At 53.9% G+C, this 12,497-nt stretch carries 12 protein-coding genes and 1 pseudogene; 11 read left to right on the forward strand and 2 right to left on the reverse strand.

Annotation, left to right across the window (positions count from 1 at the left end; all coding sequences use genetic code 11):
* Window positions 1-22: 22 nt before the first annotated feature.
* The 10 genes and pseudogenes from fucP to nepI all read left to right on the forward strand — a co-directional run bounded on the left by fucP (window position 23) and on the right by nepI (window position 10,121).
* On the forward strand, window positions 23-1,339 hold the full coding sequence (gene fucP, locus GUC46_RS00135; protein WP_003023919.1) for an L-fucose:H+ symporter permease: 1,317 nt from the start codon (window positions 23-25) through the stop codon (window positions 1,337-1,339).
* Between the two features lie 11 nt (window positions 1,340-1,350).
* Window positions 1,351-2,364 carry an aldose 1-epimerase family protein gene (locus GUC46_RS00140; protein WP_160179614.1) on the forward strand — a complete coding sequence of 338 codons (1,014 nt, stop codon included), beginning with the start codon at window positions 1,351-1,353 and terminating at the stop codon, window positions 2,362-2,364.
* Between the two features lie 153 nt (window positions 2,365-2,517).
* Window positions 2,518-3,111: a transcriptional regulator UhpA gene (gene uhpA, locus GUC46_RS00145; protein WP_003023923.1), complete on the forward strand. Its 594-nt coding sequence runs from the start codon at window positions 2,518-2,520 to the stop codon at window positions 3,109-3,111.
* Complete coding sequence (uhpB, locus tag GUC46_RS00150; protein WP_057101855.1) at window positions 3,108-4,610, forward strand: signal transduction histidine-protein kinase/phosphatase UhpB; 1,503 nt, start codon at window positions 3,108-3,110, stop codon at window positions 4,608-4,610. The genes uhpA and uhpB overlap by 4 nt, the downstream gene beginning before the upstream one ends.
* Window positions 4,611-4,619: 9 nt before the next feature.
* Window positions 4,620-5,948 (forward strand): MFS transporter, encoded by a 1,329-nt coding sequence (locus GUC46_RS00155; RefSeq protein ID WP_160179616.1) that lies wholly within the window; start codon window positions 4,620-4,622, stop codon window positions 5,946-5,948.
* A gap of 142 nt (window positions 5,949-6,090) precedes the next feature.
* Window positions 6,091-7,482, forward strand: a complete 1,392-nt coding sequence (gene uhpT, locus GUC46_RS00160; protein WP_003023929.1) for a hexose-6-phosphate:phosphate antiporter — start codon at window positions 6,091-6,093, stop codon at window positions 7,480-7,482.
* A gap of 125 nt (window positions 7,483-7,607) precedes the next feature.
* Window positions 7,608-8,060: a DUF1198 family protein gene (locus tag GUC46_RS00165; RefSeq protein ID WP_160179619.1), complete on the forward strand. Its 453-nt coding sequence runs from the start codon at window positions 7,608-7,610 to the stop codon at window positions 8,058-8,060.
* Between the two features lie 100 nt (window positions 8,061-8,160).
* A pseudogene (locus GUC46_RS00170) lies at window positions 8,161-8,523 on the forward strand (type II toxin-antitoxin system RelE/ParE family toxin).
* Window positions 8,510-8,809 (forward strand): helix-turn-helix domain-containing protein, encoded by a 300-nt coding sequence (locus tag GUC46_RS00175; protein WP_003840660.1) that lies wholly within the window; start codon window positions 8,510-8,512, stop codon window positions 8,807-8,809. The pseudogene GUC46_RS00170 and the gene GUC46_RS00175 overlap by 14 nt, the downstream one beginning before the upstream one ends.
* 118 nt (window positions 8,810-8,927) lie before the next feature.
* Complete coding sequence (gene nepI / locus GUC46_RS00180; RefSeq protein ID WP_003840662.1) at window positions 8,928-10,121, forward strand: purine ribonucleoside efflux pump NepI; 1,194 nt, start codon at window positions 8,928-8,930, stop codon at window positions 10,119-10,121.
* A 49-nt stretch (window positions 10,122-10,170) separates the two neighbouring features.
* Here the strand turns inward: nepI and GUC46_RS00185 are convergent, their stop codons facing one another.
* Entirely contained in the window at window positions 10,171-11,553 is a 1,383-nt protein-coding gene (locus GUC46_RS00185) for a glycoside hydrolase family 1 protein (RefSeq protein ID WP_149911717.1), read from the reverse strand.
* A gap of 94 nt (window positions 11,554-11,647) precedes the next feature.
* Window positions 11,648-11,941: a YicS family protein gene (locus GUC46_RS00190; protein ID WP_003840665.1), complete on the reverse strand. Its 294-nt coding sequence runs from the start codon at window positions 11,939-11,941 to the stop codon at window positions 11,648-11,650.
* 130 nt (window positions 11,942-12,071) lie between these two features.
* On the opposite strand from GUC46_RS00190, the gene GUC46_RS00195 reads away from it, so the two are divergent.
* Window positions 12,072-12,488, forward strand: coding sequence for a GNAT family N-acetyltransferase (locus tag GUC46_RS00195; protein ID WP_003023951.1), 417 nt, complete (start codon window positions 12,072-12,074; stop codon window positions 12,486-12,488).
* Window positions 12,489-12,497: the final 9 nt, after the last annotated feature.

A 12,497-nucleotide genomic window follows, 5' to 3' on the forward strand; every position in this document is an offset into this window, starting at 1 on the left:
CTGCATTGTAAAAGGTAGCACTATGAACGATAAAAACATCATTCAGATGCCCGACGGCTATCTGAATAAGACGCCTCTGTTCCAGTTTATTTTGTTATCCTGTTTATTCCCATTATGGGGATGCGCAGCCGCATTAAATGATATTCTGATTACGCAATTCAAAAGCGTATTTTCACTCAGCAACTTTGCCTCGGCATTAGTGCAGAGTGCCTTTTATGGCGGATATTTTTTAATTGCGATTCCTGCATCTTTGGTGATTAAAAAGACCAGCTATAAAATTGCCATCTTAATGGGGCTGACGCTATATATTGTTGGCTGTACGCTCTTTTTCCCGGCATCGCACATGGCCACCTACACCATGTTCCTCGCGGCAATTTTTGCGATTGCGATTGGCCTGAGCTTCCTGGAAACGGCAGCTAATACCTACAGCTCCATGATTGGCCCAAAAGCGTATGCCACTTTACGCCTGAACATCAGCCAGACCTTTTACCCCATTGGCGCCGCCGCCGGTATTCTGCTGGGCAAATATCTGGTCTTCTCTGAAGGTGAGAGTCTGGAAAAACAGATGGCTGGGATGAACGCGGAACAGATCCACAACTTTAAAGTGTTGATGCTGGAAAATACCCTTGAGCCTTACAAGTACATGATTATGGTACTGGTTGTGGTGATGGTGTTGTTCCTGCTGACCCGCTTCCCGACCTGCAAAGTCGCGCAAACGGCGAGTCATAAGCGTCCGTCAGCGATGGATACGCTGCGTTATCTGGCCAGCAATGCCCGTTTCCGCCGTGGGATTGTTGCGCAGTTCCTGTATGTGGGGATGCAGGTTGCGGTGTGGTCATTCACTATCCGTCTGGCACTGGAATTGGGTGATATCAACGAGCGTGATGCCTCAACCTTCATGGTCTATAGCTTTGCCTGCTTCTTTATCGGGAAGTTTATCGCCAACATATTGATGACGCGCTTCAATCCGGAAAAAGTGCTGATCCTATACTCCATCATTGGCGCGCTGTTCCTCGTCTATGTTGCGCTGGCGCCAAGCTTCAGCGCCGTGTACGTCGCCGTGCTGGTGAGCGTCCTGTTTGGACCCTGCTGGGCGACAATCTACGCCGGTACGCTGGATACCGTGGATAACGAGCATACTGAAATGGCGGGAGCTGTCATTGTCATGGCGATTGTCGGTGCGGCGGTGGTTCCGGCAATTCAGGGCTATGTGGCTGATATGTTCCACTCGCTGCAACTTTCGTTCCTGGTTTCTATGTTGTGCTTCGTGTACGTCGGAATCTACTTCTGGCGTGAGAGCAAAGTACGCAACAATCTGGCTGAAGCGACGGTTTCCTGAGGAGAACGATCATGACAACACGTATCACGCTGTGGCGGGAACTCTTTGCAGAGCATCCGCGAATCTTACTGAAAAATAGCGATTTCACGGTTACCGCGTTTCGTTACGCCAGCGGAGTGGAAGGGCTGAAGATAGAAAACAGTCGTGGACATCTGGTTATTCTGCCCTGGATGGGGCAGATGATCTGGGATGCGCAGTTTGACGGGCATGATCTGACCATGCGCAACATGTTCAGTCAGCCAAAACCGGCTGCAGAAGTGGTCGCGACCTACGGCTGCTTTGCTTTCCACTCGGGGCTATTGGCTAATGGCTGCCCGTCGCCGGAGGATTCTCACCCGCTGCATGGTGAAATGGCCTGTGCCGCGATGGATGAGGCCTGGCTGGAGCTGGAAGGCGAGAATTTACGCGTGAGCGGACGCTACGAGTATGTGATGGGGTTCGGTCATCATTATCAGGCGTATCCTGCGGTGGTTATGCGTAAGGCGAGCGCGCTGTTTGATATTCAGATGGCGGTCACTAACCTCGCCTCAGTGGCAATGCCTTTGCAGTACATGTGCCATATGAACTATGCCTACGTCCCGGAAGCGACCTTCAGCCAGAATATCCCGGATGAAGCCATAACGCTGCGTGAATCGGTACCCGCACATGTTAAGCCTACCGAGCAGTGGCTGGCGTTTAATCAGCGGATTATTCAGGGTGAGGCTTCGCTGGCGTGCCTTAATGAACCCGATTTTTACGATCCGGAAATCGTTTTCTTTGCTGACCAACTGGATAGATACACAGATAAGCCTGAATTTAGCATGATCGCACCTGATGGCACCACGTTCGTGACGCGTTTCTCCAGCGCGGAGCTGAATTATGTCACCCGTTGGATCCTCTATAACGGCGATCAGCAGGTGGCAGCCTTCGCCCTACCCGCGACTTGTCGACCTGAAGGCTTCCTGGCGGCGGAACGAAACGGGACGTTGATTCAGATAGAACCGAAACACACCCGCACATTTACCGTCACAACGGGCATAGCCTGATCGCTCAAGGCTTGAACAGCAAAGCACTTATCGTTAAGGTAAGCGCTTTTGCCGGTTGGCGGTATTAATGCCTTATCCGGCCTACAACGGCACCTGCCCGTAGGCCTGATAAGCGCAGCGCCATCAGGCATGTCTTAGCGCCAGGATGAACCCATGATTACCGTTGCCCTTATTGACGACCACCTTATCGTCCGCTCCGGCTTTGCCCAACTGCTGGGGCTGGAACCTGATTTGCAGGTGGTGGCTGAGTTTGGCTCAGGCAGTGAGGCGCTGGCGGGATTACCGGGGCGCGGCGTGCAGGTCTGTATCTGTGATATCTCGATGCCAGATATCTCCGGTCTTGAACTGTTAAGCCAGTTACCAAAAGGAATGGCGATTATCATGCTCTCCGTCCACGACAGCCCGGCGCTGGTGGAGCAGGCGCTCAACGCGGGCGCGCGTGGTTTCCTTTCTAAACGCTGTAGCCCGGATGAGCTGATCGCAGCGGTGCATACCGTTGCGACCGGCGGCTGTTACCTGACGCCGGACATCGCCGTCAAACTGGCGGCTGGTCGTCAGGATCCGCTCACCAAACGCGAACGTCAGGTAGCGGAAAAACTGGCACAAGGTATGGCGGTCAAAGAGATTGCTGCTGAACTGGGTCTGTCGCCGAAAACGGTGCACGTGCATCGCGCCAACCTGATGGAAAAGCTGGGCGTCAGTAACGACGTCGAACTGGCCCGCCGGATGTTTGACGGCTGGCAATGAACACGCTCTGTTCCCGGTTAATCACCGTTGTTGCCTGCTTCTTTATCTTCTCTGCCGCGTGGTTTTGCCTGTGGAGCATCAGCCTGCATCTGGTTGAGCGCCCGGAGCTGGCGGTACTGCTGTTTCCGTTTGGCCTGCGTCTGGGGCTGATGCTGCAATGTCCACGTGACTACTGGCCGGTGCTGTTGGGCGCGGAATGGCTGCTTCTTTTCTGGTTGGCACAGGAAGTGGTGCTGGCCCATTTGCCACTTTTGATGATCGGCAGCTTCCTCACGTTACTCCCGGTGATGCTGATATCGCGATACCGCCACCAGCGTGACTGGCGTACGCTGCTGTTGCAGGGCGCGGCGCTTACGGCGGCGGCATTGCTGCAATCGCTGCCCTGGCTTGGGCAGGGTGAAGAGGCATGGAACGCGCTGTTGCTGACGCTCACCGGCGGATTAACGCTGGCGCCGATCTGCCTGGTGTTCTGGCACTATCTGACCAGCACCACCTGGCTGCCGCTGGGCCCTGCGGTGGTGTCGCAGCCGGTGAACTGGCGCGGGCGGCATCTGGTCTGGTACCTGCTGCTGTTTAGCGTCAGCCTGTGGCTACAGCTCGGTTTACCCGCCGAGCTTTCGCGCTTCACGCCGTTTTGCCTCGCGTTGCCGATCATTGCGCTGGCCTGGCACTACGGCTGGCAGGGGGCGCTGATTGCGACGCTGATGAACGCCATCGCGCTGATTGCCAGCCAGACCTGGCACGATCATCCCGTCGATCTGTTGCTCTCGCTGCTGGTGCAAAGCCTGACCGGGCTGCTGCTCGGCGCGGGCATTCAGCGTCTGCGTGAGCTTAACCAGTCGCTGCAAAACGAATTAGCGCGCAACCATCGTCTGGCTGAACGCCTGCTGGAGACCGAAGAGAGCGTGCGTCGGGACGTGGCGCGCGAACTACATGATGATATCGGCCAAACCATCACCGCCATTCGTACCCAGGCGGGTATTGTCCAGCGCCTGGCGCCGGAAAACGCAGGGGTGAAGCGTAGCGGGGCACACATCGAACAACTTTCTCTCGGCGTGTACGATTCGGTGCGTCGCCTGTTAGGCCGCCTACGACCACGCCAGTTGGACGATCTCACGCTGGAGCAGGCCATCCGCTCATTGATGCGCGAAATGGAGCTGGAAAGCCGCGGCATCGTCAGCCATCTCGACTGGCGAATTGACGAATCTGCACTCAGCGAAAGCCAGCGGGTGACGCTGTTTCGCGTCTGTCAGGAAGGACTGAACAACATCGTTAAGCACGCCGACGCCAGCGCGGTGACGCTTCAGGGCTGGCAACAGGATGAACGGCTGATGCTGGTGATTGAGGACGACGGCAGCGGCCTGCCGCCGGGGTCGAGTCAGCATGGATTTGGCCTCACCGGGATGCGTGAACGGATTAGCGCCCTCGGAGGATCGCTGTCGATTTCCTGTACGCACGGCACGCGGGTCAGCGTGTCACTGCCTCAACGTTATGTGTAAGGAGCGGCCATGTTTGCGTTTTTAAAAGCCCCGGCCAATGCGCCGCTCATCACCGACAAGCAGGAAGTGGATGCCCGCTATCGCTATTGGCGGCGGCATATCCTGACCACCATTTGGCTCGGCTACGCACTGTTCTATTTCACACGCAAAAGCTTCAATGCCGCCGTACCGGATATTCTTACCAGCGGTGTGCTGACTCGCAGCGATATTGGGCTATTGGCGACGCTGTTTTACATCACCTACGGCCTGTCGAAGTTTGTTTCCGGTATCGTCAGCGACCGCTCCAACGCACGCTATTTTATGGGCATCGGGCTGATCGCCACCGGCGTGGTGAACATTCTGTTTGGATTCTCTACCTCACTGTGGGCCTTTGCGGTGCTGTGGGCGCTGAACGCCTTTTTCCAGGGCTGGGGGTCGCCGGTCTGCGCGCGTTTATTGACCGCGTGGTATTCGCGTACCGAGCGCGGCGGCTGGTGGGCGCTGTGGAATACCGCGCACAACGTCGGCGGGGCGCTGATCCCTATCGTGATGGCGGCGACAGCGCTGCACTACGGCTGGCGCGCCGGGATGATGATCGCTGGGCTGCTGGCGATTGTGGTGGGGGTTTTCCTCTGCTGGCGGCTGCGCGACAGGCCGCAGGCGATTGGTCTGCCGCCGATTGGCGACTGGCGGCATGATGAGCTGGAAATTGCTCAGCAGCAGGAAGGTGCAGGGCTGAGCCGCAAAGAGATCCTCACCCGCTATGTGCTGCTGAATCCTTATATCTGGCTGCTGTCACTGTGTTATGTGCTGGTGTACGTGGTCCGTGCAGCGATTAATGACTGGGGCAATCTGTACATGTCTGAGACGCTCGGCGTGGATCTGGTGACTGCCAATACCGCCGTGACCATGTTCGAACTGGGTGGATTTGTCGGTGCGCTGGTGGCGGGGTGGGGCTCGGACAAGCTGTTTAACGGCAACCGCGGTCCAATGAACCTGATTTTTGCCGCCGGAATTTTGCTCTCCGTTGGTTCGCTGTGGCTGATGCCGTTCGCCAGCTACGTGATGCAGGCAGCGTGCTTCTTCACGACCGGATTCTTCGTCTTCGGCCCGCAGATGCTGATCGGCATGGCGGCAGCGGAGTGTTCGCACAAAGAGGCGGCAGGTGCAGCAACCGGTTTTGTTGGTCTGTTTGCCTATCTGGGGGCATCGCTCTCCGGCTGGCCGCTGGCGAAGGTGATGGAGGTCTGGCACTGGACCGGGTTTTTTGTGGTGATCGCCATTGCGGCGGGGATTTCCGCGCTGCTGCTCCTGCCGTTTTTAAACGCCCAGACTCCGCGCGATCTCAACGAAGCGTGATGCACCTCACCTTTTTGCCCTGAGTGGGGCAAAACTAAGAAATTTTCCCGGTTTCACCTGGACGCTGTCTCAGGCACGTCTCCCGGCTGATTTTTACAATGCCTGCTATTCGCAGGTATAAAAATTAGCTCGGGAGTGTCAAATGCTGGCCTTTCTCAACCAGGTGCGCAAGCCGACCCTGGATCTGCCGCTCGATGTGCGGCGCAAAATGTGGTTCAAACCGTTCATGCAGTCCTATCTGGTGGTATTTATCGGCTACCTGACCATGTACCTGATCCGCAAAAACTTCAACATCGCGCAGAACGACATGATCTCCACCTACGGGCTGAGCATGACGCAACTGGGGATGATTGGCCTGGGCTTCTCCATCACCTACGGCGTGGGAAAAACGCTGGTTTCCTACTACGCGGACGGCAAAAACACCAAGCAGTTCCTGCCGTTTATGCTGATCCTCTCTGCCATCTGTATGCTCGGCTTCAGCGCCAGCATGGGCGCGGGTTCAACCAGCCTGTTCCTGATGATTGCCTTCTATGCGCTGAGTGGTTTCTTCCAGAGCACCGGCGGCTCGTGTAGCTATTCCACCATCACCAAATGGACGCCGCGTCGCAAGCGGGGCTCTTACCTCGGTATGTGGAACATCTCCCACAACCTCGGCGGTGCGGGTGCGGCAGGCGTGGCGCTGTTTGGCGCTAACTATCTGTTCGACGGTCACGTCATCGGGATGTTTATCTTCCCGTCGATTATCGCGCTGATTGTTGGTTTTATCGGCCTGCGCTACGGCAGTGACTCCCCGGAATCTTATGGTCTTGGTAAAGCTGAAGAGTTGTTTGGCGAGGAGATCAGCGAAGAAGACAAAGAGACCGAAGAAAACGAGATGACGAAATGGCAGATCTTTGTTGAGTACGTGCTGAAAAACAAAGTGATCTGGTTGTTATGTTTCTCGAACATCTTCCTGTACGTAGTGCGTATCGGTATTGACCAGTGGTCCACCGTCTACGCTTTCCAGGAGCTAAAGCTCTCCAAAGAAGTGGCGATTCAGGGCTTTACCCTGTTTGAAGTGGGCGCGCTGGTCGGCACGCTGCTGTGGGGCTGGCTCTCTGACCTGGCGAATGGCCGCCGTGCGCTGGTGGCCTGCGTGGCGCTGGCGTTGATTATCGCCACCCTGGGCGTTTATCAGCACGCCAGCAACCAGTACGTTTATTTGGCTTCGCTGTTTGCGCTGGGCTTCCTGGTGTTTGGTCCGCAGCTGTTAATCGGCGTTGCGGCAGTCGGATTTGTACCGAAAAAAGCGATCGGTGCAGCCGATGGGATTAAAGGGACTTTTGCTTATCTGATTGGTGATAGCTTCGCCAAGCTTGGTCTGGGGATGATTGCCGACGGCACGCCGATTTTCGGCCTCACCGGCTGGGCAGGAACCTTCGCCGCGCTGGACACCGCCGCCATCGGTTGTATCTGTCTGATGGCCATCGTGGCCGTGTTTGAAGAACGTAAAATTCGCCGCGAGAAAAAGATTCAACAATTGAAAGTCGCTTAAGTTAAGTGTGCATTGGTAACTTTTGCCCGCCTTAATGGCGGGCTTTTTTATGCCGTGGCGTTCATCCATCGACAGCGATAAATTTGCCGCTATGATGGGCATCCTGTCTGGTAATGGATGTGCGCATGATTTGGATAATGTTGGCCACCCTGGTGGTTGTTTTTGTGGTGGGATTTCGGGTGCTGACGTCCGGTTCACGGCGGGCAATTCGCCGTCTGAGCGAGCGACTGAACATTGATGTCGTGCCAGTAGAATCGATGATCGATCAGATGGGAAAAGTACAGGGTGAGGCTTTTTTACAGTACCTCCACCGCCCTGATGAATCACATCTGCAAAATGCGGCCCAGGTGCTGTTGATCTGGCAAATCGTGATTGTCGACGGCAGTGAGCCGAATCTGCTGCAGTGGCACCGTTGGCTGCAAAAAGCTCGGCTGGCCGCGCCGATTACCGACGCGCAGGTGCGTCTGGCGCTCGGTTTTTTGCGCGAAATGGAGCCGGACATGCAGGAGCTTAATGCGTTTCAAATGCGCTATAACGCCTTTTTCCTGCCCGAAGATGGTGTGCATTGGTTGCATTGAGAATCAGGTCTGATGGCGAATAAATTATGCAAATAACGATTGATTCAATAGCTAATAAGCTATAATTTCTCTATAGCTTATTAGCTATGAGGGATCGTTGATGTGGGAAGTGGAAACAACGGATGCTTTCGATAAATGGTTTGACGTACAGACCTAAGCGCTCAAGGAAGATATGCTCGCAGCAATGATGATTTTATCCGAGTATGGTCCTCAGTTAGGTAGGCCGTTTGCTGATACGGTAAATGCTTCTGCTTTTTCAAATATGAAAGAGTTGCGAGTACAGCATCAGGGTAGTCCGATTCGGGCGTTCTTCGCGTTTGATCCTTCTCGCCATGGCATCGTGCTATGCGCTGGAGATAAAACAGGGTTAAACGAAAAGAAATTCTATAAAGAGATGATCAGGCTTGCGGATGCTGAGTACCGAAATCACCTAATAAGTAAGGAAAATTATGGCTACCCTTAAAGAATTGATGGCGAAACAAAGCCCGGAAAGCCAGGAGCGTATTACCGAAAAAGTAGAAATACTACGTCAGGCGGTTGCGTTAAATATGTTAAGGGAAGAACTGAATCTCTCTCAGGCTGAACTTGCCTCGGCAATGGGGGTTAAGCAGCCAACAATCGCAAAAATGGAGCAGGCAGATAACGATCCTCGTCTGTCGACGCTCAAGCGTTATGTCACGGCACTGGGTGGTGAACTTAGCATTGATGTTAAGCTACCTACAGGTAAAAGAGTCGCGTTCTATCTTTAAAAATCCGAGTAACCGATATTCTTTGTTAAATGAAACTAGTTGCTGAAACGTTAAATACGTCACAAATTTAATGTTACACTGCGTAACTTTTCTACAATAACCCCACGCAGGTAACAAAATGAGTGAAGCTGTTGAACAAAAATCCCGCGCTGAGGCAAATTCCCGACCTAACTGGTCGGCGGTATTTGCCGTGGCGTTCTGTGTTGCCTGCCTGATAACCGTTGAGTTTCTGCCCGTTAGCCTGTTAACGCCGATGGCGCAGGATCTGGGGATTTCTGAAGGTGTGGCGGGGCAATCGGTGACCGTGACGGCATTTGTCGCCATGTTCGCCAGCCTGTTTGTGACGCAAATTATTCAGGCGACCGATCGTCGCTATGTGGTGATCCTGTTTTCGGTGCTGCTGACGCTTTCCTGTCTGCTGGTTTCCTTTGCCAATTCTTTTTCGCTGCTGCTCGTTGGCCGCGCCTGCCTCGGTCTGGCACTTGGCGGTTTCTGGGCGATGTCGGCGTCGCTGACCATGCGTCTGGTTCCCGCACGTACGGTGCCGAAAGCGCTGTCGGTTATTTTTGGCGCAGTTTCCATCGCGCTGGTGATTGCCGCGCCGCTGGGGAGCTTTTTAGGCGGCATTATCGGCTGGCGTAATGTATTTAATGCGGCGGCGGTGATGGGCGTGCTGTGCACAATTTGGGTGGTGAGAGCGTTGCCTTCGCTGCCTGGCGAGCCTTCGCATCAGAAACAAAACATGTTCAGCCTGTTGCAGAGACCGGGGGTGATGGCCGGGATGATTGCCATCTTCATGTCCTTTGCCGGGCAGTTCGCCTTCTTTACCTATATTCGCCCGATCTATATGAATCTGGCGGGCTTTGACGTTGATGGCCTGACGCTGGTGCTGCTGAGCTTCGGTATTGCCAGCTTTGTTGGTACATCGCTTTCGTCGATGATTTTGAAGCGTTCGGTCAAACTGGCGTTAGCCGGTGCGCCACTGGTGCTGGCGCTCAGTGCACTGGTCTTGATTCTGTGGGGCAGTGACAAAGTGGTGGCGGCGGGTATTGCGATTATCTGGGGACTGTTGTTTGCGCTGGTACCGGTCGGCTGGTCGACGTGGATCACGCGCTCGCTTGCCGATCAGGCAGAAAAAGCCGGATCGGTGCAGGTCGCCGTGATCCAGCTTGCCAATACCTGTGGGGCTGCGGTGGGAGGCTATGCGCTCGATACTCTCGGACTGCTGTCGCCCCTGATGCTTTCCGGCAGCCTGATGCTGCTGACAGCGCTTCTGGTGGCAGCAAAAGTTCGCATAAAGGGTATGCAATAAACTAAAGCTCGGTATGCCGGATCGCTATCCGGCATCCTGGTTATTTTTTTTAATTAAAACCATTGTTTTCGGCAGTATGGGCAAACCATTCGCCGCTCTTTTTCACCGTACGTTTTTGCGTTTCTAAATCTAACTGGACAAAACCGTAGCGGTTTTTATATCCGTTGAGCCAGGACCAGTTATCAATAAAAGTCCACATATGGTAGCCAAGACAATTACAACCTTCGCTGATGCCTTTATGTAGCCATTTAAGATGCTCAGAAACAAATTCAATGCGGTAGCTGTCGTTGATCTGGTCATGCTCAACGAAACGCTGCTCATTTTCCACACCCATACCGTTTTCAGAAATAAAGCAGCGCGGGTTGCCGTAATTATCACGAAGATTAGTAATAATATCGTAAATACCAGGCTCATAAATTTCCCAGCCACGGTAAGGGTTCATTTTACGCCCCGGCATTTCGTAATAATCAAACAGCCACTCCGGCATAAACGGCGCGTTTGGATTGACCGCAGTATCACGACATTTCACGCGACGCGGCTGATAATAATTGATACCGAGCAGGTCGATTTTCCCCTCGGCGATGAGCTGACTGTCGCCTGGCTGACAGGTTGGTAGCTGATCGTACTCTTTCAGCAATTCGACCAGATCCGCCGGATATTCCCCTTTTAGTACCGGGTCAAGGAAGCAGCGGTTAAACAGCAGATCCGCATGGTGCGCGGCTTTCACATCCGCCGGGTGCTGAGAGCGTGGATAAGAGGGCGTCAGATTTAGGATCACACCGATCTCACCGCCGTAGTTTCCGGCGCGATACGCCCGCACCGCCGTGGAATGCGCCAGTACAGTGTGATACGCCACGGTGGCCGCGCGTTTGAAATCCACCACGTTCGGGTAATGGAAGTCATACAGATAGCCGCCTTCCACCGGGACAATAGGCTCGTTAAAGGTGAACCAGTGCTTCACCCGGTTGCCGAACAATGTAAAACACGTCTGCGCGTAGCGGCCAAACGCCTCAACCACCTCACGGTTTTCCCAGCCGCCTTTCTCCTGCATCACCATTGGCATGTCAAAGTGGAACAGGGTGATAAATGGCGTAATGCCTTGCGCCAGCAGCTCGTCGATGACGTTGTTATAGAACTCGACGGCTTCCGGATTAACATCGCCGGTACCGTCCGGGATCAGGCGTGACCAGCTCAGAGACGTACGGAAGCTGTTGTGCTTCAGCTGCTTGAGCAGTGCGATGTCCTGTTTCCAGTGCTGATAAAAGGTTGAGGTGTTTGCCGGACCAACCCCCTGGTGGAAACGACCTGGCTGACGGTCGAACCACACGTCCCACGTGGTCTGGCTTTTGCCGCCGTTCAGACTATCCCCTTCGGTTTGCAGTGCCGAGCAGGCACTGCCCCACCAGAAGTTTTCTGGAAAACGGTATCGCATTGTTATTGCTCCATTGCTATTTATACGTTCTGGCAACAATACGTGTTTTTGCGACACAGAAACCGGTTACAGTGCTCATTTTACAACAAGATGCTTATAAATCCGGGCATTCAACTTTGCCAAGTGCTTCCCAGTAGTTGTTCTGGTTATTTCTTTGTATTGCCAGAATAGCCTCGCGGATATGCTGCTGATTACGTGTATCAGACATAATCGTTTTTTCCCACACGTCATCGGATGGCGACCCCTGCGGGGTGCAAATCTTGCGTAAGTCCTTCAATACAGTATTTTTTTCATGAACGGACTGTAGAGAGCCGTAAGCCGAATCGGCCTGCGCTAAACCCGGCAGCGTGAAAAGAATGGCAATAAGCGGTAAAGCGGCTCGTTTCATGATAATAATCCTTGTTGTCGATGCGCATCATCTCAAGAGTAAGTGTAGACGGCATGCGTCTCACTCATCAGCCTGTGTTAATTTCTAAACAAATAATCAGCCAGAAGTTGTAGTTTTTCAGGAGGATAGGATGCAAATACAGATTACAGATACCATTACCGAAGACGATCAAAATGCCCTGCTTGCCGGATTGCGCGCCTACAACCGCCAGTTCCTGAGAACCACCAATTTTGGCGACCTGGCGGTGTACTGGCGCGATGAAAGCAATGAAATTCTGGGCGGGCTGATTGGCAAAATCAAAGGCGAATGGCTGTGTATTGATTTCCTGTGGATGCATGATTCGCTGCGCAAAGGCGGTTACGGCACAAAATTGATGCAGGCTGCCGAGCAGACAGCGCGTGAGAGAGGATGCCTGCATGCATTGGTGGATACCATGAGTTTCCAGGCGCTGCCGTTTTATCAGAAAAACGGCTATCAGCTGCAAATGACCCTCGATAACTTTCCGGAAACCGGCTCCGCGCGGCATTATTTGTCGAAAACGTTTTGATGACCGTAA

This window comes from Citrobacter sp. LUTT5, from assembly GCF_009905315.1.
In the GTDB taxonomy this organism is placed as follows: Bacteria; Pseudomonadota; Gammaproteobacteria; order Enterobacterales; family Enterobacteriaceae; genus Citrobacter; species Citrobacter freundii.

What these genes read in the sequence shown, in the direction of transcription:
- GUC46_RS00190 (WP_003840665.1), bottom strand. Translation starts at nt 11,941, where the DNA reads ATGAAACGAGCCGCTTTACCGCTTATTGCCATTCTTTTCACGCTGCCG.
- uhpT (WP_003023929.1), top strand. Translation starts at nt 6,091, where the DNA reads ATGCTGGCCTTTCTCAACCAGGTGCGCAAGCCGACCCTGGATCTGCCG.
- uhpA (WP_003023923.1), top strand. Translation starts at nt 2,518, where the DNA reads ATGATTACCGTTGCCCTTATTGACGACCACCTTATCGTCCGCTCCGGC.
- GUC46_RS00155 (WP_160179616.1), top strand. Translation starts at nt 4,620, where the DNA reads ATGTTTGCGTTTTTAAAAGCCCCGGCCAATGCGCCGCTCATCACCGAC.
- GUC46_RS00165 (WP_160179619.1), top strand. Translation starts at nt 7,608, where the DNA reads ATGATTTGGATAATGTTGGCCACCCTGGTGGTTGTTTTTGTGGTGGGA.
- GUC46_RS00185 (WP_149911717.1), bottom strand. Translation starts at nt 11,553, where the DNA reads ATGCGATACCGTTTTCCAGAAAACTTCTGGTGGGGCAGTGCCTGCTCG.
- nepI (WP_003840662.1), top strand. Translation starts at nt 8,928, where the DNA reads ATGAGTGAAGCTGTTGAACAAAAATCCCGCGCTGAGGCAAATTCCCGA.
- fucP (WP_003023919.1), top strand. Translation starts at nt 23, where the DNA reads ATGAACGATAAAAACATCATTCAGATGCCCGACGGCTATCTGAATAAG.
- GUC46_RS00175 (WP_003840660.1), top strand. Translation starts at nt 8,510, where the DNA reads ATGGCTACCCTTAAAGAATTGATGGCGAAACAAAGCCCGGAAAGCCAG.
- GUC46_RS00195 (WP_003023951.1), top strand. Translation starts at nt 12,072, where the DNA reads ATGCAAATACAGATTACAGATACCATTACCGAAGACGATCAAAATGCC.
- uhpB (WP_057101855.1), top strand. Translation starts at nt 3,108, where the DNA reads ATGAACACGCTCTGTTCCCGGTTAATCACCGTTGTTGCCTGCTTCTTT.
- GUC46_RS00140 (WP_160179614.1), top strand. Translation starts at nt 1,351, where the DNA reads ATGACAACACGTATCACGCTGTGGCGGGAACTCTTTGCAGAGCATCCG.